Consider the following 25,658-nt stretch of genomic DNA (forward strand, 5'->3'; position numbering starts at 1 on the left):
GGCCTCCACCTGGCAACCCACAAGGCTTGCCAACGATTGATGGGTGGCACCGTTTGGATGTTATTGATGGGTGGCACCGTTTGGATGTTGGTTGATGGGTGGCACCGTTTGGAGGGGAGGCGTGATGCGGATGGGGATTGCTTTGGGTTAGCCGCGGGGTTCGTACTTGGCGAAGATCATTTTGCCGGCATTGGTTTGCAACGTGCTCGTCACTCGTACTTCCAACTCTTGGCCGATCCGGTTGCGGGCCCCTTCAACCACCACCATGGTGCCGTCGTCCAAATAGCCGATGCCCTGCTCAGCCCCCTCACCGGGCTTGATGATCTTCACGTTAAACGATTCGTCGGGAAGATAGACCGGTCGCAGCGAGTTGCTGATCTCGTTCAAGTTAATCACCGGAACATTGTGCAGCTTGGCTACCTTGTTCAAATTGAAATCGCCAGTGACCACCTTCCCTTCCAGGTGCTTAGCCAACAAGACCAGTTTCAAATCGACCGTTTGCCCGGCCAACTCTGGCAGGTCACGGTCGAAAATCATCAGGTCGACGTTGTCGTCGGCACGCATCCGATTCAAGACGTCCAATCCGCGACGTCCACGGACACGCCGCAACTTGTCGCTGCTGTCGGCGATCGCCTGCAACTCACTGAGCGCAAACCGCGGCATGATCAGCTGATTGTCGAACACACCGGTGTTGACCAGATCCGCAATCCGCCCATCGATCACCACACTGGTGTCCAACACCAACGGTTTGAACCCCTTCACTTCGCGGACGAATTCGACATACGGAATCAAAAATCGAAAATCGTCCTTTGTCTGGATCAGAATACTGACACAGACGTAGCACAACAGCATCCCCATGATCAGCTTCACCGCATTGCCGACCAGCAAGGATTGAGCGAACAGCGGCGCGATCGCGATCCACAAGATGTATGTCAGCAAGATCCCGATCAACACGCCGAAGTACACGGCCGAAATCGAATCGATCCGTTTGCGGGGAATAAAAATATCCCCCATGATCGCGACCACTGCGACCCCCATCACCCCCGCGAACACGACGTAGGGGTTGACGTCGGCGTCACTCGGGAGTGCCGTGTTGATGATCCACGACACCCCGCCGGCGCAAAGTAAGAAAACACATCGAAGGATGATCAGTTCCATCAGACTCGTTCGTCATAGGATCAATTGCTGGGGCGGTTCCGGAGGTTTCGATTCGCCGGATTCCCCTGTAGGCCAATGCCCCAGTCTAAATGACGCGGCGATCGGTCCCCAAGGGGACTCGAAATTCGAAACCCCATGACAGGAAGAAAGTGCCCGCAAAACCCACAGAAACGCGAGAATTGTCGCATTGCGGCGCTCGCCGATCCAGACAATCCGTCTGTCAACCGATGAACAAACGCTATCCTTGACCAACCGGAAACGTCAGCGTTGCGGCATCACCGATGCCGCGATGACAGGCCGGAAGCCGATCCACCCCTTCGATCCCGACAGGCTGGACTGACCCGTTACTGGATCTCCGCCAACAAACGATCCATCTTGGATTGCACCTTCGACGCGGCCGCGGCAATCTCGTCGTGTGCCTTCTTCGCCGCCTGAGCAAGCGATTGAGCTTGATCGAGCTTCGTTTGTAATTCCGCTCGACCGGCGGCCAACTTTTCCGCTTCGGCCTTTCGTGCCGCGGCGGTTTGCTGATGCGTCTTGATGACATCGATCATCGCCACGCGGTTTCGACGTTGTTTGGCCATCTCTGTCAACTTGCCCGCGAGCTTCTCTTCCGACTCGGCCAACGGGATCATCTTGGACGCATCGGCTTTCAACGCCACCCGCAGCGCCGTGACTTCATCCTGCAGGTCGCGAATCGCAGTGGTCAGCGCCGGGAGCTGCTCGTCAAATGCCGCACTTGCCTGCTCGGTATTCTTGGCCGCCTCGTCACTCTCAGCGGCTTGCTTGTTCAGCATCGCAATCTTTTGATCCAAGTCGGCCAATGACTTTTGAGCCGCGGCAACCGCAGCGTTCGCCTGGTCCAAATTTGCTTTTGCCGGCGTTAACTTTTCCTGGATGGACACCAGCGTCGTCTTGACCGCCTCGGCCCGTTTCGCGGCCGGTTCCGGGTTGGCGGCAATTCGGACCATCGCGTTGGGATCGTCGACCGGAGTATTGAACACCGCCCCTGTCCAGTCTCCGTAGACCATTCGATTGCCGTCATGGGTGATGGCGACTTCCAACATGTCTTCGCTGCCGTGGCTGAACGACTTCAATTCCTTGCCAGTGGCGTCCCAAAGTTTGGCCCGGTTGTCACGCCCGGCGGTCGCCAGCCGCGCTTGATGATCAAACGACACTGCCGTCACGCCGCCTCCATGGGCGTTGATCGATTTGATCGCCTTGCCCGAATTCATGTCCCACAGCTTGACCGTTCCGTCTTCGCTGGCACTGGCCAAGACGTTGGAATCATCGCGCCACGCGATCGAATTGATACCGCCTTTGTGTCCGGCCAGATCCAAGTACTCTCGCCCCGTTTCGGCTTCCCAGACCACCAGCCCTCCGGAGCGATCTCCCGAAGCCAACAGCACTCCATCCGGGCTGTAGGCGACACTAAAAATCCAATCGGTATGTTTCTTGATGTCGAACAATTTCTCACCGCTGCCGACATCAAAGATCCGCAACATCTTTTGCGGCCCCCCCATGGCAACGCGCGAGAGCGTTTCGTTGGCGTCGGCGCCGAACACGATGTCCAGTTCATCGCCCACAGTCGCGACGCGTTCGCCTGTCTTGACGTCATAGATCGCAACGATTCCCAACACCGAGTGCTCTCCACCGCCGACAATCAAGTACGAACCGTCGCGGTTGAATCGAATGTCTTGCGCGACACCCTCGGGAAAAGGCAGGATCCCCAACAACTCCGCCGTGTCGCTGTGGTACATCACGATTTGATTCTGCCCGGCAACGGCAACCAACGGGGCCCAGGGGCTGGCGGCAATCGCGGTGACCGCGGCGGCCCGCGAGGTCACGACGGGCGTTTCCAGCGGGAGCGTCTCGGGCATCGCCACGGGGCCTTCGGGTTTACCACCGGACGACGCGACAAACGCCAACGCATTCTTTTTCTTTGCCTTGGCTTTTGAACCCGAATTCTCCAAGATCCCGCCTTCGATCCAGGCTCGGATGACCGCCAGCTTGTCCGCGGGCAACTTGTCTTGGTTGGGCGGCATCACGGGCGTGTCGTCGTGATTGACCAACTGCCACAGCCGGCTGCTTTCGGCATCACCATCGTCGAACACCACCTCGCCACTGCCGCCACCTTCGACCACCGAACCGAAGGTGTCGAGCGCCAACCCTCCCTTCTTGTCACTTTGCTGGTGACAGTTCAAGCAATACTGCCGGAAGATCGGTTTGACGTCATCCTCGTACGTCACTTTCTTCGGCGCTTCCTCGGCGGCCTGGCCGACAGAAGCCGCCGCGACAGCGACAAACAGCAAAACGAAGCGAGCGGGCATAGATCGAACCATCGTAGATCCGGAAGACATGGCGGGGGAAAGTGAGGCGGGAAAGGGCACGCGTTTCAGTTTAGTCAACATCGCTCGAAAACCTCCGCGTCGATCTTCGTGCGTTCGCGTTTTCTAGGGTTTCGTTGTCAGGTCGCTTCCCATCCCCGTCGCTCCGCTCGACTCTCTCGACAAGGAAAGCGTTTCCTTGACGTTGCATGGAGGCTTCGAGTGTCACAACGGAAAGCGGGACGCGGTGTCAATGATTGAACACAAACTCGCGACTGTTCAGCACCGCCCAGAAGATATCTTCCAGGGCGGCAATCTTGTTCTCAGCCTTGTCGACGGATGCCTTCAATTCGGCCAGTTCATCGACCGACGGGCTGCGTGCGAGACATCGAACATAGATCCGATCAATCACCTGTTCTTCGGTCAACTTGTCGGATTCCATCCAGCTTTTGATCTTGTTCCCCTGGGCGACCTTGCTGCTGACGCTGCTGCCGTTGAGCAGGTGAAGAGCTTGCGAAAGCGAAGGATCGGTCGATGCCTCACAGTCACACACGGTCGCACGCGGGGCACGCCCGAAGGTCGTCAAGAAGTAGTTGCTGGTTTTGCCATCGGCGATCTGTACTGCACGGGCCCCCAGCGGCAAACCGGTGAACTTGTCTGGTGCTTCGGTGACTTGGCAGATGCAATCCAGCAAGCTTTCCGCAGGGACGCGGCGGATGATCGCGTGAGCGTAGTTGCGATTGTCGTGCGCGTTGGTTTCATTCGTATCGCTGCTGCGCTGGTAGGCCTGACTGTTGCAGATGTCCCGAACCAGGCGGCGGAAGTCGAAGTTGTATTCCACCAACTTTTCGCCCAAAAGATCGAACAGTTCGGGATTGCTGGGCGGATTGCTGACGCGGATATCATCGACTTCGTCAACCAGTCCGACGCCCATGTAGTGTGCCCACACGCGGTTGGCGATCGACCGGGCGAAGAACGGATTCTCGGGGCTGGTCAGCCACTCGGCGACCACGGCGCGGCGGTCTTTTCCGCGGGTGTCAGGCGACTCGCCACCGAGGAAGGTCGGCGGGACGGGCTTCTTGGTGACCAAATGATTGACTTCGCCACCGCCACGGTTGTAGATGATTTTTTCGCGATAGTCTTCAGCGTTCTTACGTCCGATCTGTGAAAAGAACGATGCAAACCCGTAGTAGTCGTCCATCGTCCAACGATCGAACGGGTGGTTGTGACATTGGGCGCATTGGGTGCGGATGCCCATGAAGACTTGGGCCACATTCTCGGCCGTCTTCAGCGTGTCGCGTTCGATTTCGTAGAAGTTGGTTGCCGGCGAATTGAACGTGCCGCCAGTGCTGGTCAGCAGATCGCGAACCATCTGGTCGATGGGAACGTTCTTGGCAAATTTATCGGTCAACCAGTTCGCGTACAAAAATGCGGACTTGTAACTGACTTGGTTCGTGCTTTTGATCATCAACAGCTGCGCGAACTTCATGGCCCAGATTTCGCTGAACTCCTTTCGCTCCAGCAATCGGTCGACCAAGGCGGCACGCTTGTCGTCGGCGGGATCGGAGACAAAGCTGCGATACTCTTCCTCGGTCGGCAGCATCCCGGTGATGTCGATCGTGACGCGTCGAATAAACTCTTCATCGCTGCACAATCCGCTCGGCAGAATCCTCAATTGTTGAAGCTTCTTGCCCACCGATTGATCGATGTAGTTTCCGGTGACCTGGGGCGGCGTGTACTGCAAGTCCGTCGGCAGGGCCAGGACTTGGCTGCCGACGGTGTGGGTATCGAAGCGTGCCATCACGAAGGCTTCACCGCGTCGACCGGCAGTCACATTGCCGGTGTCGTCGATCGCAGCGGTGCCGGAATTGTTGGAGGTGAACGCGGCCAAACGAGTGACGTCACGAGTCGTGCCATCGCTGTAGGTCGCCACGGCGACGAACCGCTGGGTGGAACCTTCGCCTTCGATCACGGCCTGTTCGGGATAGATCGCGACCGAATCGACGGTCGGCGGCTTGTTGTCGGCCGGATCAGCGGGCGCTCCGTCGGACAGCCATTCCAACACGGTGGCGTGATAATCCGAATCGGTATCGAACAGTTTTCCGCCGGTGTGCGGGACAGATCCGATCGCCTTTTTCAGAAACAAACTTTCGGCGGGCAACGCCAAATTGATTCTGCGAACACCGATTTCGCGAGTGATTCGCATGTAATCGCCGTCGGGGTCAAACCCGAACAAGCTCAATTGAAACCCGTCCTTACCTCGCGCGGCACCATGACACGAACCCGTGTTACAGCCTGAGCGGGTCAGCACGGGCATCACGTCGTTGGTAAAACTGATCGGCGGTTTGACCTGGGAATTGGAGACGGTAACGGGGATCCGAATCTCGGTTCCCAGATACTCGGCGACCAACTCGGTCGTGCCGTCGGCCAGTGGCAGCAATTGGAATCCGTCACGTTTGACTTTGGATTCATCAGCGATCTTCCAGATCACTCGGTCGCTGGCGTCTTCGGTGATCCCGTCATCGCGCCGGATCACTGCCACAAAGGACTGAAAGTCGCGAGCGGAGTTGAGTTTGATTTCCGGCGGATAGACCGCCAAGTCCGGCTTGCGTGGGGCATCCGAAGAACGAGACGCAGCCTCGTCGGCGGGTGTGATCCCCAACGACGGCATTGCCAGAGCGGTCAGGAGCAACAAGGATGCAGCGGGGCGAATCTTCATGTCAAAAACGCGTTTTTGGGGGAGCACTCGATCAGATCGCTATCCGTGTCGAGTCGAGTCGCCTGGTGGAATCAATCACCAAGCACCAAAACTGTGGTGGGGTAAAAAACGATGGCATCGGCGTGTCGGGCCAGTGCCATTGTTTTGTCGTTATTTCTTTTGCCGAAGTTGTTCGAGTCGGCTGAGCGGTTTCGGCTTGGCGGGTTGTTGCGGCGCGGCCTTGGGGGCTGCGGGCTCGGGAGCGTCGGCCTTCGGCGGCAAGGGTTTATCGATCCGCAGTTCGCCGGTCCCGTTGGTCTGGACGATTGTTTCGTCACCGACCTTGACCCTCGCGATGCAGTTGAGCGTCTTGTGGGTCCCCACTTTTGCCTTGGCATCGATGACCAAGGGGAACGTCACGCTTTCCGAATCCGGTTTGATCGGTTGCTTCGCCGCGGGGCTGGTGACGCCGGCGGGGATGCCGACCAATTCGACTTCGGCTTCTCCCGGGTATTCACGCAGAACTTCGATCGGAATCGACACGCTCACTTCGGCGCCCAGTTCTCCCGCACTCTTGGGGAACGAGTACTTGAAGATCGAGTCTTGGACTTCCAACATGATCGGCGGTGTCGCGGTCGTCGCCGATCCGGTCTTGGAGCCGTAGGTGGCTACGAAAATGATCGGCCAGGTTCCGATTCCGGCACCGCTATTGGCGGTGATCGGAATCTCGATTTCCGTCTTTCCCTTGTCGATGTAGCGGCTGTTGTTGATCGAAATCCCCGGCGGGTTGTAAAGCGTCCGGAAGGAGACCCGTTCGTCGAAGCCTTCCTTCTTATTGATCCGCACCTTCAGGTTCTTGCTGCCGTAACGCACGATTGGCGTCTTCGGTTGGACGATTTCCAACGTGAACGGCACTTCGTCAGTGACCGCCATCGCGGCGCGGTCGGTGTCGTAGCCCCACATCTCGCGACGGTTTTGTCCCAACACCATCTTGTGATGTTGCGACAGCTTGCCGCCGACCAGCGGGTTTTTGTCATCGCCTTTGGCAAAAATCGTGTACAGCGAGGCGTTGTGGGTCGCGTCCGCAGCGGCGGTCAGCAGAACGGGGACTTCGGGGCGACCGGCGGGCATCGGGAACGTCGTCGCGGTCACGCCTTCGGGCAGCCCTTCAAACGACAGGTTGACTTCGCCGTTGTATCGATCTCGGGCGGCCGAAACGACCATCCCCACGCTTCCGCCGATCGGGACGGAAACAACTTCGGCCTCGTCGCGGCGGAGTTCTTTCAACGTCAGGTTGACCGCCGGCGTCGGCATACTGACCTCGATGCGATAGGTGTATGTCGGTCCGCCGCCCCGCAGATGGTCATACACGCGAACGGTGTGCTTGCCATCGACCTTGGCATCAAACTCGAGGAACGGATCGACCATACCTCGGCTGTCGTCACTGGACGTGATCGTCGCATGCTTCGGATCAAACACGTTCAAAACGGCATCGAGCGGTGAACGTAGCACGTTGCGGGCAAAGACCTCGACGCGGTATTTGGTCCCCTTTTTGGCTTCAAAAGTGAAGCAATCAAAATCCTCAGGTTTTTCGATCACACCACAATACGCACCGGGAACCGGAACCACCGGCGCTTTCGTCCGGTCATCATTCGGCTCTTGCTCCATCGCAACGGGCAACTCATTGACGCGAATCCAGTTCGGTGACGGCGTGACTCCGTTTTCGTCCTCAGTCGTCACACCCCACTGCGGGTAGTTCTCGCTGGGCAGCGGGATTTTTGCCGATCGTTCGCTACCGTCGGACAAAATCAGCTTGGCATCCAATACGCTTGATGGAGGGCCACCGGCAGGGATCACGGCAACCGGTCGGGGATACGTGCCGACATGCAACCGATAAACGCCCAGATCGCTGCCGAGGAACGAGCTGTCACGCACAAGGATCGAGTACTTGCCGTCCGCCGGAGCCGTGAACGTGCAAAAACCGTCTTGCTGAAACAGGGACGAATCGTCGCTGGAGGCGACTTCGAAGCGTCCTTCGTCAAGGATCGCAACGTAAGGGTCAAGGATATTTTGGTTGCGGAGCGAATGTGCCAGACGAATGCCTTCGATTTCCACATTCAGCGTCTGGCCGGCTTTCAATTCAACTTGGTAGTGATCCAAATCTTCGCGTTTGACCACCCCGTCGACCGTCGTGTTCAATGCGATCGTTTGGGGTGCGGCGAAGTCGTTGTTCGGTTCCACCTCCGCGACAACGGGCATCGCGCCGACACCGAGCAGCCGGAGGTTTGCGATGCCGCTTTTGGTGATCAATCGGACCGGATACAACCCCGGCGTCAGGTCCTCCGCCGCGCGAAGTTTGACTTCCGTGGTGCTGTTGTCGACCGCTTTGACCTCCAAGATCTCAATGCCCGGCAAGTCGCAGAGGACTTCCGAGGCATCACTGAGCCGGGTGCCTTTGAACGTCACGACGGTTTCTTCACCGCGGACCACCCCTCGGGGCTGCAGACTGGTGACCACGGGTATCGTCGCGGAAGCATTGTCGACCAGCGTCAGTGCGACCAGCAAGATTGCCGCGAGCGAACGAATCACAGTGGATTGTTTCATCGTCAAATCAGAACCGATAGGAGGGGCAGGCGGGGTCAATCACGCCTGCATCGTCCAGGCGTGTTTCGTTTCGGGAAGGGAAAAGTGGGATAGGCTTCCAGCCCGTTTTGACGCGTCTAGAAGCCTACTCGCACATCAGGCCCGATCAAACCATCAACGGCTCGATCAGTTTTCCGCCGTCGACGATTTCGATCGGTCGGTCGCCGGGAGCCATCAACTCCTTGTCGGCGACGATTCCGAGCAAGCGGTACATGGTGGTCGCCAAGTCGGCCGGCGAAACAGGGCTGTCTTCCGGTTCGGCGGCGGTCGAGTCCGATGCGCCGTAGACCATGCCGCCCTTGATGCCACCGCCGGCCATCAACACGCTGAACACCTTGGGCCAGTGGTCGCGGCCTGCGTCGTTGTTGATCTTCGGCGTGCGTCCGAATTCGCTGCTGACCATCACCAGCGTCTCGTCCAACATGCCGCGTTCGCTAAGGTCATCCAGCAGAGCGGCCAACGCGGTGTCCAAAGCGGGCATTTGGCTTTTGAAGCCGTTGGTGATGTTGTTGTGCATGTCCCAACCGCCGTAGGTCAGCGTCACCAGACGTGTGCCGGCTTCGACCAGACGACGCGCCATCAGCAGACGCTGGCCGGCTTGGTTGCGGCCATATCGGTCACGCATTTTGGCGTCTTCTTTGTCGATATCAAACGCCTCTTTGGCCGCCGGGGTATCGAGCAAGCTGTAAGCACGCTCGTAGAACGTGTTCATCGCCCCGACGTTGTCGGCCGCCGTCGCAGAAACAAATTGCTTGTTGACCGCCGCCAAAGCCTCTTTGCGACGCATGAACCGGTCGCCGTCTACGCCGCCGGCCAGATCCAAGTCGCGGACTTTGAAACCGCTTTGGGCCGGATCGGACCCGAGAGCAAACCCGCCGTAGCTGCTGGGCAGGTAGCCCGTGCCGGCGAATTCGTTCGGGACGTTGGGAATGCAAACGTACGGAGGCAGGTTGTTACGCGGTCCGTATTCGTGGCTGACAACCGCACCGAACGACGGGTAACGCAGCGCCGGGCTGGGCTTGTAGCCGGTGAACATGTTGTGCGTCCCCCGCTCATGGGCCGCTTCACCGTGTGTCATGGAACGAATCACGCTGAACTTGTCCGCCCGCTTGGCGAGCTGTGGAACGGACTCGCCGAACACTTCGCCGGTGTTGGTTTTGATCGTCCGCATCTCGCCCCGGTATTCCAGCGGGCTGTACGGTTTGGGGTCAAACGATTCCTGCTGGGCCATTCCCCCGGGCAGATAAACGTGAATCACACTCTTGGCTTTCGCCTCGACAAAATCGTAGTGCTTTTGCTCGGCCATCGCCTGACGCATCAGCAACTCGGGCAATGACAGGCCGATCCCTCCAAGAGCACCAGCGGCCAAAAATCCGCGACGGCTAAATGGGTTTCCTTCGCAACGCATCGAACGACTCCGTGAATCAGTGATGGGTGGGGTGAATTCCAGCGGCCAGAAAGCGGACTAAACCAGTGCATCCATCGGCACGGCTTGCGTAGTCACGTCTCCAGCACAATCGGTGCATCCGAGTTCGCTGAAATGGTTGTAGGCGGGAACAGCTTCTCGCGGAGAATTCTTTCGCCGCAGAGCTGCTGGGGGTGGGTGTGGTGTCCAGCATCATCCTCGCTTGCTTGCACAAACGAATACTAACCTGAACGACAACGAGTCTATCGTCTCAATGAACCCGGGAAAATGATCTAACCGGAAAAATTAATTCCACCGGATAGTGAACGTAATTCCCCTAAGGCACGCTCAGGGTAGCGGCAAACCACAAAAGAGTCAAACTCGCCTCCCCGCCGGGGGGATCACCACTGCAGTTTCCAGGTCTCGGGCGCCTGCTCCAGGTCGTACCAACCGTCGAAATCTTCCTGTCGGTCGTTTTCGGCCAGTTCGACCGCCCCCTGTTCGGCCATTTGATGAATGAACTGGCCGAGCTGCTTGCTTGAGCCAAATTCCCAGGCGATCAGTTCGTCCTTGCCCGCTTCGGCAAAATGGTCGACCGCCAGTTCGAGCAGCACGCGACAGACGCCTTCGGCGGTGACGTGCCCGGATTGGCTCAACGTCCGGTCTTTCAATGCGACCCGGATCGTGTGGCGAACAAACTCCACACGTTCGGCATGTCCGGATTCAAACTCGGGGGCGTGGTTCAATTTGATGAGACCTTCTCCTTCAGCTTGCTGATATCGCCTTCGACCGAATTGCGTTGATTGACCAAATCGGTCAGAGTCGCCCGCTCTTTCTCGACGACCTCGGCCGGGGCGCGCGACACGAAGTTCTCGTTGGACAGCTTCGATTCTTTGCCGGTGATTTGCTTGAGCAACTGACCGAGCAGTTTCTCCAGACGCGAAAGTTCGGCTTCGACATCAATGAATTTTTCCAGATCAACGTGGACTTCGACATCGATGGCCGGGATCGCCAGTGGCGCGTCGGTTTCGAACGCCTCGGCCGACGGTCCGATCGTGACGACATCGGCCCCGGCGAGGGCACCAAAGTAGGCCTTCATCGGTTCCAGCAAGCTGCGGCTGGAATCGCTGCAGCGGATCGCCACCGGGACAGTTTCGCGCGGCGGAATGTTGCTGCTGGCACGGATCTGGCGGATCGCTCCGACAATGCTTTGGAATTCCGCGAATTGTCGCTCGATCGTTTCATCAAAGTGCCCGCGGTCTGCCTCAGGCCACTCGGCTTTCATCACAAACGCGGACACCGCGGTGGGCGTCAATCCGCGTTCGGGCGCCAATTCGCCCAGGTAACTCCAGATCGATTCGGTCACGAACGGCATGATCGGATGCAGCAAACGCAACAACGTGTCGAGACCATGGGCGATGACGTTTTGAGTCACCGCGCGTTGTGATTCGTCGGCCAAGCGTGGCTTGGCGATCTCGACATAGAAGCTACAGAATTCGTGCCAGGCGAAATCGTACAGGATCCGGGCCACGTCGGCGAATTTGAACTGGTCGATCCCCTCGGTCACCTGCTCGGTCACCGTCGCCAGTCGGCTGAGCAGCCAACGGTCTTCCACCGGCAGCGTTGCGACGTCAATGGTTTGCGGCGTGAAGCCTTCCAGATTCATCAACACGAACCGGGCGGCATTCCACAGCTTGTTGACAAAGTTGCGACTGGTTTCGAACTTCTCGCTGACGACGGCGGCTTTGGGAAACGCCAGGTCGGCATCGGATTCAGCCCACTGTGTCGAAAACGATTTCTTGCACTCGGGGCACTTGATCGTGGTCGCGACGCGATTCTTTTTCGTCTGGTCGACCAGTTTTTCACAGTGCGGGCATTCGTACTGGACCGGCATGCGGACGTCTTGGGTTTCCGTCGCCAAGCGGGCCAAGCCGAACCGCAGCGAATCGGGACCGAACTTGTCGATCACATCGATCGGGTCCACTCCGTTCCCCTTGCTCTTGCTCATCCGTTCGCCATGTCCGTCCAGGATCGTCGGATGGATGAAGACTTCGTCGAACGGGATTTCGTCCAAGTTGTTCAGCCCCATCAACACCATCCGCGCGACCCACAGCGTGATGATGTCGCGGGACGTGCAAAGCGTGGACGTGGGATAAAAGTATTCCAACTCCTTCGTCTGTTGCGGCCAGCCGAGCGTGCTGTGGGGCCACAATGCCGACGAGAACCAAGTATCCAAAACATCCGGATCGCGTTCCAACCCCAACGCTTCGACCTTGGCTTCCAGCGGCGACTCTTCATCCCTCAGGCAGACAAACACGCTGTACGATGTTGATGCATCGTCTTCGTCGTCGGCCTGGATTTTTGTCGCGATCAGATCGTCGCCGCCAAGCGCCGCTGCTTGTTCGGCGACACGGGAAGCTTCCGCCCGACTCTCAAAGGACGCCGACCAGATCGGAATCCGGTGTCCCCACCAAAGCTGCCGGCTGACGGGCCAGTCACGTTTTTCGCCCAGCCAATCCAGGTACCCTTTGCGATAGCGGGTCGGATAGATGCGGACGCGATCGTCGGTGACGGCATCCATCGCCGACTGGGCCAGATCATCCATTTTGACGAACCATTGATCCGCCAAATAGGGTTCGATGGCGGTCTTGCTGCGATCCGACAGCGGCATTTCAATGTCGCGATCCTCGATGTCGCCCAGCAAGCCGGATTCGTCCAAATCGGCGACCACTTGCTTTCGCGCTGCGGCGATCGTCAACCCTTCGTAGGCCGGAACCAGTCCATTGATCGTGCCATCGGGGTTCAAGATGTTCAGCATCGGCAACGACTGGCGTTTGCCGACTTCATAGTCATTCGGGTCGTGCGCCGGCGTGATCTTGACGCATCCGGACCCCAGTTCCGGTTTCGCCCACACGTCGGCCACCAGTGGGATTTTTCGATCGGCCAGCGGCAACATCAAACATCGTCCGTCGGCGGCCATGTCCCGCAATTGTTCCAGTTTGGGCAGCATCGTTCGACGACGCTCGACCAACCCATCGAGTTGTTTTTGCAGCTCGGGTTTTTCTTTTGCGGGTGCCGCGGCAAGCCTTTCTTCCAGCTCCGCTTGCAGTTTATCGAGCGCCGCGGCGGGATCGGGATGCACGGCCACGGCGGTATCGCCGAGCATCGTTTCCGGGCGGGTCGTGGCGATCACCACGTGATCGGGTTCGCCCGGCTTGGGATCAATCACGGGGTAGCGGAAGTGGTAAAAGTGCCCTTTCTTGGTCACGTTTTCCACTTCGTCGTTGCTGACGGCGGTTTGCAGGAACGTGTCCCAGTTGACCAGGCGTTTGCCGCGGTAGATCAAATCCTTGTGGAACAAATCATAGAACGTTGCGCGGACCGCGGCGCCGCACATGGGATCCAGCGTGAACCGCAGCCGCCGCCAATCGCAACTGCATCCCATCCGTTTCAGCTGGCCCAAGATCCGTTTTTCGTATTGGTCTTTCCAATCCCAGATCCGCTTGACCAGTGCATCACGTCCGATGTCATGGCGTGACAGGTTTTCCTGTTCCTTCAACCGCCGTTCGACCACCGCTTGGGTCGCGATTCCCGCATGGTCGGTGCCCGGCATCCACAGGGTTTCGAACCCTTGCATCCGCTTGGTGCGGATCAGGATGTCTTGCAGCGTGTTGTTCAGCCCGTGTCCCAAGTGCAGCGCGCCGGTCACGTTCGGCGGCGGGATCACGATGGTGTACGGTTTTTTGTCGGGATTGATTTCGGCGTTGTTGCAACCCGCTTCATCCCACTGGGCACCAATCTTGCTTGCCGCCGTGCTGTGATCAAATCGGTTTGGAATCATGACGATGTTTAAGTTGCCGGTGTAACGTTTTCTTTGTGCAATTTGTATTCGACAGAATCGATCAGGGCCTGAAAACTGGCTTCGATGATATTGTCGCTGACTCCGATCGTGCCCCACGATTCGTGGTGATCGGCACTTTCGATATTGACTCGGGTGCTGGCCGCGGTGCCGGCGCCGTTGTCGACCACACGCACCTTGTAATCGACCAGGCGCATGTCGCGCAATTGGGGATAGGACGGCAGCAGGGTTTCGCGGAGAGCGGTGTCGAGCGCGTTGACCGGGCCGTGGCCTTCGGCGGCATTGAAACAGTCCTGGTCGCCGACGCGGATCTTCAGAATCGCCTCGGCATAGACGTCCTTTTCGTCGGCCGAGGTTTCTCCGGCAACGACGCGGTACTTGATCGGACTGAAGTGCGGGGTAAAGGTTCCCAGCACCCGTTTGATCAGCAGGTCGAACGAACCGCCGGCGTTTTCGAATTGGAACCCTTGGTTTTCCAGACGTACGACCTCGGCCAGGATTCGGTCTTGGGTTTCTCGGTCGTCTTCGATGCTGTGCTTGTTGGCGACGGCAACGATGTTGCTGCGACCGGACAGTTCGCTGACCAGGATCCGTCGCTCGTTGCCGACCAATGTCGGATCGATGTGCTCATAGGTCGACGCGGCCTTGTTGATCGCGTGGACGTGCATGCCGCCCTTGTGTGCGAACGCGCTTTGACCGACAAACGCCTGCCCGCCGCGCCACTGCAAGTTGGCCGTTTCGTAGACGAACCGACTCAGCTCGGTCAGCGACTGCAAGCTGCGGCCGCCCAGAACGCTGTAGCCTTTTTTCTTGAGCGCCAGATTGGCCATCACGGAGATGAGATCGGCGTTGCCGCAGCGTTCTCCGATGCCGTTGATCGTGCCTTGCACCTGGGTCGCCCCGACGTCCACGGCGGCCAGCGAATTGGCGACCGCCAGTTCGCTGTCGTTGTGGCAGTGAATGCCGAAGGTCACGTCGGGGTAGTCACGCAGCGATTCGATCGCGGCGGTGGTGATTTCGGCGATCTGTTCGGGCAGCGATCCGCCGTTGGTGTCACAAAGCGACATCACAGTCGCCCCGCCGCTGGCGGCCGCCCGCAGGGTTTGCAAGGCATATTCGGGGTTGGCCCGGTACCCGTCGAAAAAGTGTTCGGCGTCGTAGATCACGGCCGCGTTGCCGGCCAGGAACTGGACGCTTTCGCCGATCATCGCCAGGTTTTCTTCCAACGAAACCCGCAACACTTCGGTGGCGTGGTAGTCCCAGGTTTTTCCGACCACGGTGATCACCGGGGTCTGGGCGGCGACCAGGGCCTTCATGCCGGGGTCTTCGGACGCGTCGATCCCGCGTCTGCGGGTCATTCCGAAGGCACAGACCTGGGTGTCGCCCAGATCATGTTTCCGGATTTCCTCGAAAAACGCCACGTCTTTTTCGTTGCTCAACGGGTAACCGCCCTCGATAAAATCGACGCCCGTTTCGGCCAATCGCAGCGCGATCTGCAGTTTGTCGTTCAGCGAAAAACTGACGCCTTCTCCCTGGGATCCGTCCCGCAGCGTGGTGTCGTAAATTTGGATCGGTTTTGAAGTCATGGCTGGTTTTCAAGTACGAAAAAACCCCCGGAGCTGGAAAGCCACGGGGGTAAAAGTTTCTTCCAAAGGCTGTGCTTGAAACGACTCAGCGGCCGGGCGGTGCGTCGCCGGGCCAAGGAGCGGTCTCGTTCCCCCGCGTCATCGCTGGCAAACGGTGCCAGGGACGCGGCAAATAATGACAGATTGAATTTGCACAGTGATCGTCGTGGATGGAATGATCGGGGGGGCGAATTGAGAGAAATCGCTCGATTCACCCAGGAATCGAGAGAATACGGCGTCACGTATCATCCGTCAATCGCGGCAAGCGACAACCCACCCAGGCGGCCCGTCAGGGGGAAGGTGCCGACCGCCGACCCCGCTGCCGATGCGACGGCGCGAGCGACCACAGGTAGCTGACCGAAAACACGATGCAGATCGCGACCATCAGCGAGACAATTTGGGTCGAGTGCAGGTTCACCACGCCCTGGGCCCGCCAGATGGAAAAGAAGTGGAACAGCTGGCCGCAACCGATCACGCCTCCGAGTGCCCCGACAATCGCCGCGGTCGCCAACGCCTGGCGACGGCGGTGCGGGTTGAGCGCCACGACGCCGAAAAACAGGATCGGAATCCCCAGCATCATCGGAATAAACAGCAACGGTGCCTTGTTCAGAGATCCGAACAGGGCGATCGCCGTGTCGATGCACAGCAATAGACCAGAAACAATGCCAAATCGAGCCATCAATCGCTTTCGAAAAAGGGGTACCAACGCCGCCTGACCTGGGAGAATCCTAGCTCGCTTCGGCTCGCAATGTCAGCCCAAACGTTGCAGCCAACCGGCCCCCTGCAGGACGGGGCCCTGCCCGACTCGCGAACGGCTTGTTGACTCAGTAGACCGCAGCGGGAGCAAGGGGCGCAGCAGATCCACTCGCGTGCGTTTCGGGCGATTCCCGTCCCGTTCATTCATCGAAAACGATTCAATCAACATGCCGCTTACCGGGATCGCTGCTTTACCTGCCTTCGGCATCATCCGCCGGCTGGTCGGCCGATCCCTGCCCGCCTGTTTCCATGGCGGAGGTTTGTTCCTCGGCCAGCTTTTCGGCGGCCTCTCGGTGCCCTTGCGCCAGGTCTTGATCGCCGACCTTGTCATAGCAATCGGCGAGCATCTGATGTGCCTTGGACGCCAAGCTGGGCTCGGTCAAGGCGCGTTCCAGATCGCTGATGGCGTCGCGGAACCTTCCCATGCGGAACAGAATCTGGCCCCGCGTTTCAAAGAAGTGTGGGGTCGCCGTGGGGACATTGTCGATCGCCGCATTGGAAACCTGCAGCGCTTTCTCGTACTCGGGCTCGTCCTTCATCGCCAGCGCGACGGCCAGATTGTTCAGGATCGCGCCACTGCGCGGCATCTGTTCGGCCGCCTTTTCCAGGTGCAATTCGGCCATCGGCTGGTCCTGTTTCATCAACGCCGCAGTGCCTTTGATGAAGTGGGCGATTCCGGCCGGTGAACCGGAGATCAACGCCTCGCGGACGCTGGTGATTTGCGCATCGCTCTCGTTCAGATTGCTCAACACATGGTCGGCAACCATTGTGACCACGCGGGGGTTGTTCGGTGCGATCTTGACCGCCGCGTCGAGCATTCGCAGCACTCGCAGTCGTTCTTGCACGGTGTTGGTGGGCGATTTTTCGATGTAAGTGATGTATGCGATGATCGCGTCGCCCAGGGCCTGGGTCAGCACGCGTCGCTCATCCGGCGTTTTGGCCACATCAACGCTCCGCTTCAACGTGCGGATCGCATCGCTGTGACGTTCCAGGAAGATCTGGTTGCGGGCGATGCTCATCGCATAATACGAATTCGTCGGGTCATCCTTGTGCATCTCTTCGACGCGCTCCAAAGCAGTCGATGCGTAACGCTCGGCTGCATCCATTTCGTTCAGTTGACGCGCGAGTGCCGCCGCCTGCAAACCACGCATCGGCTCGGACTGGGACAATTCGATCAAGACGGGAATCGCCGAACTGAGACGCTGGCGATAGACCAGGTACTCGGCGTACATCCGCTTGACGCCCAAGTTGTCGTTTTCGCTTTCGGTGATCAATTCCAACACCGTGCCGATCTCGTCCAACTCCTCCGGCTCGAAATCGTTCAGTTTCTTGCCGATGATCTGGTTCTCCAACAACCACTTCGCGGCCGGAAGATGGCGACGCGTCAACAGACGCCGCATCAAGACTTTCGCTTCCTCTTCAAACGACTGAGCTTCGCGGACGAGCGCGAAACGGTGGATCAACTGCACGTTGCTCGGATCTGCTTCCAATTGCCGTCGGATCACGATCTCCGCGGTCGGAAAGTCTTCGCGGTCCAACGCGACGCGTAGCTGACGTTCCAATTGGCGATTTCGCCAACCCGCCCCACCGCTGAAAGCGATGAATCCGGTGGTGAACAAAACCAGTGACAGGATGATGGCCGGGATCGCTTTGGGGGCATCACGCCAGGGAATCCCCAGGAACCAGCAACGAACGAATTCGCCCATCCAACGAAACCAGGCCAGCGGGTTGAGGAAATGCATCTTATTTCAGCTCCTTTTTCGTGGCGCCATCCCCGGACGCCGCCAACGAAGACTCGGCCGACGGGGACACGGCCGACGCAGAATCACCCCGCAGGGCTTGGGCCGGCAGTTTTCGTCCAGCATTTTCAACAATCGCATCGGCGACGCGGGCGCGCGCTGCGATGAACTCCTCCTGCATTTCGATCAATTGACGAGGCTTCAATTTGTCCGGCGATGTGATCCACATCTGCAACATGATGACTTCGTTTTGGTCCCAAACACCGGTCGTATCGATTCGGTTCCAAACCCGGTGAGTGAACGCAGACAAGCTGTCCGGTGCATCGACCAATGTCCCATCGCTGCCGATTCCGGCAAAAATCAAATAGCCGTGCTGGGTCGGGCCGCGCTTAAACCGGGCCACGACGTAGGTGGAACTCAGCGCGTCGGGATTCTTTGCGATGATTTCAAAGTCTTCGAATTCATCGGGGGACCGAATGTCGCGGTCCAGCAACGCCCAATCCAACCGCTCGTAGCAGTTGCACAGCTCGTGCCAACCCTGGTGCGGTTGGCTTAACACAAACTGAACCGTCACCTCGTCCCAGCGACATTCCCAGACATCGGAATTCGCTCCCAAGCGAGGCTCTTCGTAACCTCGGTTCGCCCTATGGCCGACGACCGTTAAAATATCCAGCGAATCATTGATCAGATCCGACGGCGGATCAAAGACCAATGACTTGTCGCTTTCAACCATGTTGGCCGGGCGGCGCGATCGGACCACCTGAGCCAGCGACGCCAGGCAGATCACGCCTGCGAGAACGGCAAAACTGATATGCGCGATCCGATTGTCGACCAGTCGCTGTGCCCACCGGGATGCGCCGCTGCGGCTGTCCCGGTCCAACAGGTCCGTGACGCTCCGCTGCGTCCCTCGCCCAGCGCCCTCCTCGGCGTCTCGCAACGACAGGTAATTCCACGCCGACACCAACGGATTGAATTCGGATTCCTGGGGGACGCGGTGCAGCAGTGTCGCGACGAGGTAGTCGAAAGAAAGCAGAAAACCGAAGGCCATCGCCAACGCGATGTAGCCCAACAACTCGTGGGGCCACCCCACCGCCAAATCGAATTCATACGAATTGGCGACCAGAGCCACCACGGTGACTCGGACCACATTGGCGAAAATGGCCAGCACGCAAGCGATCGCGATGTAGAGCGGGGCCATCCAAATCCGACGCCGCCGCCAGGCGATCATCAAAAATGCCAGAAAGCTGAGCGTGAAGACCGACTGAATGCCGCTGCACGCTTCGGCCACAAACAGCTCTCGGTCGGCGAGCTGGATCACGTTGTTGGTGACCGCGTGTGGTATCGCCAGCGTGTCCAACAAGACGCTCGACATCCATGTCGTTACGTTCTGCAGCCAAAGCACCAGTAAGGTGTCGGCACGAATCAGCTGGACGGTCGTCAGCAGTGGCAACACGACGACCAGCAGCGTCTCGTCATCCGGTCCACGCATCGCGTACAGCATCGCCGCACACAGGATGGACAATGCCACGGCCGCGAACCAGGGAAACTGCAGCACGGTCCCGAACACGATCAGAAACAACGAGAAACCGATTGCCGCCCAACTGAGCCAGCCACGCGGCGGATAGAAATGGCCGTCGCTACGGACATAGGTCAACCAGGCCACCGCTGCGATCGCAAAAGGGAAATAGCGATACGTCGGCTTTCCCCACATGCTGATGAAGTACGGCACCAGCAATGGCAAAACGGCCAGCAGGAGCCCGAGCCAAAACCATCGCCAATTCGGATTGGGTTCGATCTCTGAACTCGTCGCAGAGACACCCGTTTCGGCCCCGTCGATCATCGACGTGTACAAACCAGTCGAGTCGGTGGTCGACATGCTTACAATCTGTGGAATCGGTGTGTGTTCGGATCTTTAAGGTTCAATTCATCGCGGCGAGGCGTTTCAATCGTCGAACTTTGGCTCGACCGAGGACGCTCCCTGCGAGCCACCTGGATCACCGCCCGATTGCGGCTTGGCCGGTTGGCTCGGCGGGTCGACCAGCAGTGTCCCGGAGCCGCCCGACGAATACGGGCGTCCTTGGCTGGCCACCGCCCCCCGGGACGAAGCAGTCCCGTTCTTCACCCCCGACGCGGCACCCTTGCCGCTGGGGCCGCCCGCAGGATTCGTCGGGGCCGATCGAGAGACGCGGATGGAATTATTGGACGTCACGGCCACACTGGTGCCGGAGGCTTGACCGTTGCGTCGGTAGTATCCTCCGTAGCGGCCGTACTTGTAATAACCGTAACCGCGGTAACCATCGCTGGCATTGGCTTCGTCGGAGTTATTGATCACCACACCCAAGACGTTCGCGCCGACCCCGTTGAGGATGTTCAAGGCTTCGCGTGCGTTCGGCTTGCTCTTGCGACGGATACGCAGGGTCAAGATCAGAGCGTCGGCCATGCTTGCGGTGATGCTGGGGTCGGTGACGACCAACAGCGGCGGCGTGTCCAAGATGATGTAGTCGTATTGCTCTCTCAGGACTTCGAGCAACTCGTTCATCACCGGCAACGAAAGTGCTTCGGCGGGGTTGCTGGGGATCGGGCCACAGGGCATGATCGAAAGTTTCGGCAGCGGCGTGGCATGGGCGGCATCGAGCGGCTCGCATTCGCCGTTGAGCACGTTGGTCAGCCCCAACTTGTTGTCACAGTCGAAGTTGTCGGTCAGTTGTGGCCGCCGCAGGTCGCAGTCGATCGCCAACACACGTTTGCCGCTCTGTGCGATCGAGCAAGCCAGGTTGCAGGCGATCGTACTCTTGCCGTCACCCGGCAGCGGGCTGGTGATTTGAATGACCTTGCCGCCATCGATGTTATTGGTGTCAAAGAACACGCTGGTCCGGAGCGCGCGGATCGCTTCCGCCGCCGACGAAGCCGGTTGGTGCACGACGGTCAAGTCGGTCGACAACGTCTTGTAGGGATCGATCTCGCCTTTCTTCGTTTTGCGTCGCTTGCCGCGGAAGAATGGGATGTGCGTCAGAATCGCAACGCCCAGCATCGAGCAGATTTCTTCGGGGTCGCGGAACGTGTTCGCGTTCTTTTCCAACAGCAGCGCCAATCCGCCACCGAGCATCAGGCCGAGCAACGTGCCGAGCCCACCGAGTTTCAAGATGCTCGGTCCGACCAGGTAGGCTTTGGTCGGTTTCATCAACTCGACCACCTGTGTCACGCTCTCGTCGTCGGACAGCTTTGCCTTGCCCAAGTTTTCTTCGAGCTGTTGCATCAGCTGACGGTACTGTTCCATCTCGCGAATCATGGCTTCGTTTTCGAGTTCGAAGCGCGAGATTTCGGCGGCCGCCACTTTCTCGGTTGCGATCTGTTCGTCCAACTCTTTGATGAACCCTTCCAACATCGCCACCTTGGCGCGGTGCGAATACACCACCGCTTGAACGGTTTCCTTGGCCCGTTCGACGGGATCCCCCAGGTCTTCGAACCATTCTCGTCGCAGCTTGGTGATCCGATCGGCCTGCTCTCGCACCAACCGCAACAGCTCTTCGCGGGTGGTTTCCAGTTCTTGGTCGAGGGCTTTGACGGTCGGGTGTGACGGCCCGAACTGAGACACGTTTTGATTCTTGGCAACGATCAGCGGCAGCAGTTTCTTTTCCAAATCGATTTCCGCGAGCAGACTGTCACCGATCAACGGGTCCGGCTCACGAGCGTCGCCCACGGCGCTGACTTTGACTCCCAGCAACTGGCTCATCACGTTGAGCGCGATCCGCGGGTCCTTGGTTTGCTTGGCGACCTCCTCCATCGACTTGAGCACTTCCTGTTCGCGACGCAATTCCTCGTATTGAGACGAGCGTCGTTTCGTCAGAAATTGTTGTTGCTCGCGGTGCGGGTTCTGGGCCCGACCGTCGGCGTCCCAGGTCAGCGGCGCGTCGCGACGGAATTCGCTGTAGCGTTGTTCCAATTGAGACAGCTTGGGGCCGATCGACGTCATGGCGACGTTGATCAATCGTGTCAGATCGGCCTGGGCGGTTTGATGCCGTTGGTCGTAGTATTCCTGGAGCGCCTTGCTGTAGGCTTTGATCGCCGCTTCACACTGTTCGGTGCTGCCGCTGTCAAAGTGCAGCAGCGTGATCAGCGACTGGGCGGTTTTGACGTCGGTGACTTCTGGTTCAAGTTCCAGTTGCTCTTGGACTTCGACGATGAACCGTTCGATGCTGTTGCCATAGAACTCCCGATGGGGGGCCATGTCGGGATCGTTGAAGGCCATCGTCGCGACGGTGTCGCTGAACAATTGGGCCTGCAAGACTTCGATGTCCGGGACGCCGCCGACGACTTCGCCGGTCAACGCGTCAAAGATCGGCGGACGATTCGATTCGACCATCAACCGCGTGCTGCTGCGAAAGGTTTCCGGGGTCCGCAGGTAAACCAAAAAGCCGACCACCCCGAACAGGAAGGCCGGCAAAATGACCGCCCATCGATAGCGCCAAAGCGCTCCGAGGACGTCCAGCGGTTGCGTCGACCCCGTCGCCGCGATCTGGCGGCTGCGTCGTTGGGAAGTTGGTGTCGAAGTTTGTTCTGCAATCATCGTGGGGCGTGAATCTGTTTCGGCAGAGCGTGGGGAGCACCGACAAATCAAGCATGTCGGCCAAATCGTGCGTGTGGGCCGTGCGCGAGCAGTCTGGTCGCGGAGCAGGTTATAAACAAGGATCCGTTGACCGAATCTGTCACGATGGGGGAAAACCGACAGCGCCGCAAGGCAACATGTCGAATCAACGGCTCAAACGCCAGTGGGGCAATTGTCAGGGAAAACGCGTTTTCCCGAAGGCCGATCGATGGAGATCTTGCTCAACACCTACCGGGAAACCGTGCCAATGTAGTTTAACCCTCATCCGATTCCGTCCATAGCGATTTCGCAAATCGATGGCCCCAAAAACGTTCCCTGGTCGGAAGAATCCGCGTCATCGACAGAATGTTGGCGGTTTTCGGACACCTGCCCCGCTGGAATAAACACTCGTCTGACTTTAGGAAATCTGGATGGTTCCGTAAATTCTGGACGCCCCGGAGCTTTTTTGCGCAAGAGTTCTTTGCCGTCGCTCGCGGCCACAAGATCCACCCGATGCGCCGCTATTTTGATACACCCGACGAAATAAAGTTTTCTTCATGTTCGATCCCATCACGCTTCCCGACAACGCGCATCCTCTAGCCGGTACGACCTGTCTGGTCACCGGAGGGGCCGGATTCATCGGTTCGCACTTGGTCGATGCCCTGCTCAGCCAAAAGGCCTCGGTCCGTGTTCTGGACAACTTCAGTACCGGGTACGAATCCAACTTGCAGCACCTAAGCGACCATCCCGGGGTCGAGATCATCCGCGGCGACGCGGCGAATGCGGAGGTGACGGAAAAGGCGGTGGCGGGTTGCGATGCCATTTTTCATCACGCAGCAATGGCCAGCGTCCCCCGCTCGATGCGCGAACCGGCACGGTGCCACGCTTGGTGCGCGACGAGCACCATCAATTTGCTGGCGGCGGCCGAGTCCGCCGGCGTCCGCCGCATGGTCCTGGCCAGCACCAGCGCCGCCTACGGGGATTCTCCCTACGTCAGCAAACGCGAAGAAGACACCCCCGCCCCGCTGTCTCCTTACGCGGCGTCCAAGTTGGCCGCCGAAGCGTACATGCAATCGTTTTCGCGAACCGCGACGATCGAAACCGTGATCCTGCGTTACTTCAACGTCTTCGGCCCACGGCAGGATCCGCAAAGTGAATACAGCGCCGTGATCCCCCGATTCGTTTCGATGATCTTGTCGGGGCAACGCCCGGTGATCTACGGCGATGGATCGCAATCTCGCGACTTTATCTTCGTCCGCGATGTCGCCAAGGCCAATCTGTTGGCCGCGACCATGCCCGGCGTCAACGGCGGGGTCTTCAACATCGGACAAGGCCAACGCACGACGCTGCTGGAATTGCTGACGATGCTCCGCAAGATCCTGGGCCAGGACATCCAGCCGATTCACGATCCGCCTCGACTGGGAGACGTCAAGGACTCGCTGGCCGATATCACCCAAGCCCGAACGAAGCTGCACTTCGAACCCGACGTCGACATGAAAACCGGCTTGGAGCAAAGCGTCGACTACTATCGAACGATTTGCTGAACTACATCGGGCCGGTCATTTCCCACACCACGCCGCGGGTCGTTTCCGGGTCGATGAAACCGGCCTTGCGCCCGCGGGGCGCGTCGTGCGGCGTCTCGGACTTCGCCCGCATGCCCCGCGTCGGCAATTCGGCCAACGACTCGGCGACGTCGTTGGTTTGGAAACACAGGTGGTGCAACCCTTCGCCGTGCTGGGCCAAATGGGCATTCAGCGGGTGATCGTCAGTCAACGGCTGGACCAGTTGCAGATGAACGTTGCCCATGTCCAAATGCGTCAATCGCACGTTGCCGCTGGGGATTTCCTCGCTCAACACGACGGGCAACCCCAGCTGGTCACGATAAAACGCCAACGCATGGTCGGTGTCTCGCACCACGATTGCGATATGGTCCAGTCGATTGAAAAGCGGTGTATCCGTCATTCGAAGTCTCTTTTGTTATGCTTTGATCCGCCGATCGAACCAGAAGGAGCTATTCGATCGATCTTTCTCAATCATAATGGATCCGACACGCCCGCTTCACGCCCACCGGTACCGATTTGATGATTCGTGCAGACGTTCACCAACCGTTTTTTCGCAAATTCCTGTACGTCTTTCTGGGTTGCACGGCATTTGCAGGTTGGTGCCTGTACGACGGGCTGATCGGCTATCCGAAGAAGCTGACGATCGCCGAAGCCTACGAGAGTCTGCCAGAGGAGAACCGCCGCGACGCCTGGAAAGAGCTTGCCGGCGAAAACGGATGGCCGACGATTACGCCGGCCAAGACCGCCGATGACGTTCGCCACGACATCGGCAGCCAATTCATGATGGTCGTGCTGTGCATGCTGTTCGGAATCCCGGCGTTGTTGATGTTCATGTCCGGCCAAGGCACCTGGGTCGAAGGCGATCAGACGTTGATCCGCAACAGCAAAGGCCAGGAGGTGCCGATCGATGCGATCTCGAAAATCGATAAACGAAAATGGGAAGCCAAGGGGATCGCCAAAATCCACTACGAAGTCGACGGCAAGAAAATGAAGTTCGTGATGGACGACTTCAAATACGAACGTGAGCCGATGGGCCAATTGATGCAATTCGCCGAAGCAAACCTGAGCGAAGAACAGGTCACCGGCGACTTCCTGGAACGCGACAAAGAACGCATCGCAAAGCAGCAAGCCGCCGAGGAGGAATCGTATGACGACGAAGCGGACTACGAGGGCGAAGCGAGTTACGAAGACGCCGCCGATGCGGAATCGAAGTCGAACTCATAGGCCGGCTGCTGAAACGTAGCTGCCTTCGCCAGAAGGTGGTTCGCGGTGTGATTCACGCCGACGATGCACCGACGAAA

At 58.7% G+C, this 25,658-nt stretch carries 15 protein-coding genes; 2 read left to right on the top strand and 13 right to left on the bottom strand.

Annotated elements, in window-relative coordinates; genetic code table 11:
* Window positions 1–147: 147 nt before the first annotated feature.
* The 12 genes from Mal15_RS17405 to Mal15_RS17460 form a co-directional block, all read right to left on the bottom strand.
* On the bottom strand, window positions 148–1,158 hold the full coding sequence (locus tag Mal15_RS17405; RefSeq protein WP_147868935.1) for a PIN/TRAM domain-containing protein: 1,011 nt from the start codon (window positions 1,156–1,158) through the stop codon (window positions 148–150).
* A 344-nt stretch (window positions 1,159–1,502) separates the two neighbouring features.
* On the bottom strand, window positions 1,503–3,488 hold the full coding sequence (locus Mal15_RS17410) for a c-type cytochrome domain-containing protein (protein ID WP_233902854.1): 1,986 nt from the start codon (window positions 3,486–3,488) through the stop codon (window positions 1,503–1,505).
* A 247-nt stretch (window positions 3,489–3,735) separates the two neighbouring features.
* The gene (locus Mal15_RS17415; protein ID WP_147868937.1) at window positions 3,736–6,204 is read right to left on the bottom strand and encodes a DUF1549 domain-containing protein; all 2,469 of its coding nucleotides are present in this window, start codon (window positions 6,202–6,204) and stop codon (window positions 3,736–3,738) included.
* Window positions 6,205–6,354: 150 nt separating this feature from the next.
* Window positions 6,355–8,787: a pre-peptidase C-terminal domain-containing protein gene (locus Mal15_RS17420; RefSeq protein ID WP_199773676.1), complete on the bottom strand. Its 2,433-nt coding sequence runs from the start codon at window positions 8,785–8,787 to the stop codon at window positions 6,355–6,357.
* 145 nt (window positions 8,788–8,932) lie between these two features.
* The gene (locus Mal15_RS17425) at window positions 8,933–10,234 is read right to left on the bottom strand and encodes a DUF1501 domain-containing protein (RefSeq protein ID WP_147868938.1); all 1,302 of its coding nucleotides are present in this window, start codon (window positions 10,232–10,234) and stop codon (window positions 8,933–8,935) included.
* Between the two features lie 398 nt (window positions 10,235–10,632).
* Window positions 10,633–10,977 (bottom strand): hypothetical protein, encoded by a 345-nt coding sequence (locus Mal15_RS17430; RefSeq protein WP_147868939.1) that lies wholly within the window; start codon window positions 10,975–10,977, stop codon window positions 10,633–10,635.
* Window positions 10,974–14,072, bottom strand: a complete 3,099-nt coding sequence (locus tag Mal15_RS17435; protein WP_147868940.1) for a valine--tRNA ligase — start codon at window positions 14,070–14,072, stop codon at window positions 10,974–10,976. The genes Mal15_RS17430 and Mal15_RS17435 overlap by 4 nt, the downstream gene beginning before the upstream one ends.
* Window positions 14,073–14,080: 8 nt before the next feature.
* Window positions 14,081–15,676, bottom strand: a complete 1,596-nt coding sequence (gene cimA / locus Mal15_RS17440) for a citramalate synthase (protein ID WP_147868941.1) — start codon at window positions 15,674–15,676, stop codon at window positions 14,081–14,083.
* A gap of 328 nt (window positions 15,677–16,004) precedes the next feature.
* Complete coding sequence (locus tag Mal15_RS17445) at window positions 16,005–16,394, bottom strand: hypothetical protein (RefSeq protein WP_147868942.1); 390 nt, start codon at window positions 16,392–16,394, stop codon at window positions 16,005–16,007.
* Window positions 16,395–16,662: 268 nt separating this feature from the next.
* Window positions 16,663–18,213, bottom strand: a complete 1,551-nt coding sequence (locus tag Mal15_RS17450) for a tetratricopeptide repeat protein (RefSeq protein ID WP_147868943.1) — start codon at window positions 18,211–18,213, stop codon at window positions 16,663–16,665.
* 1 nt (window position 18,214) lies between these two features.
* Complete coding sequence (gene xrtU, locus Mal15_RS17455) at window positions 18,215–20,086, bottom strand: exosortase U (RefSeq protein WP_147868944.1); 1,872 nt, start codon at window positions 20,084–20,086, stop codon at window positions 18,215–18,217.
* A gap of 66 nt (window positions 20,087–20,152) precedes the next feature.
* Complete coding sequence (locus tag Mal15_RS17460; protein WP_147868945.1) at window positions 20,153–22,777, bottom strand: polysaccharide biosynthesis tyrosine autokinase; 2,625 nt, start codon at window positions 22,775–22,777, stop codon at window positions 20,153–20,155.
* 575 nt (window positions 22,778–23,352) lie between these two features.
* Here Mal15_RS17460 and Mal15_RS17465 point away from each other — a divergent pair.
* Window positions 23,353–24,339: an SDR family oxidoreductase gene (locus tag Mal15_RS17465; RefSeq protein ID WP_147868946.1), complete on the top strand. Its 987-nt coding sequence runs from the start codon at window positions 23,353–23,355 to the stop codon at window positions 24,337–24,339.
* A gap of 1 nt (window position 24,340) precedes the next feature.
* Here the strand turns inward: Mal15_RS17465 and Mal15_RS17470 are convergent, their stop codons facing one another.
* Window positions 24,341–24,757 carry a VOC family protein gene (locus tag Mal15_RS17470; RefSeq protein ID WP_147868947.1) on the bottom strand — a complete coding sequence of 139 codons (417 nt, stop codon included), beginning with the start codon at window positions 24,755–24,757 and terminating at the stop codon, window positions 24,341–24,343.
* 119 nt (window positions 24,758–24,876) lie between these two features.
* Here Mal15_RS17470 and Mal15_RS17475 point away from each other — a divergent pair, with 119 nt between their 5' ends.
* Window positions 24,877–25,581 carry a hypothetical protein gene (locus Mal15_RS17475; protein ID WP_147868948.1) on the top strand — a complete coding sequence of 235 codons (705 nt, stop codon included), beginning with the start codon at window positions 24,877–24,879 and terminating at the stop codon, window positions 25,579–25,581.
* Window positions 25,582–25,658 lie beyond the last annotated feature (77 nt).

The organism is Stieleria maiorica (assembly GCF_008035925.1).
Taxonomy (GTDB): Bacteria; Planctomycetota; Planctomycetia; order Pirellulales; family Pirellulaceae; genus Stieleria; species Stieleria maiorica.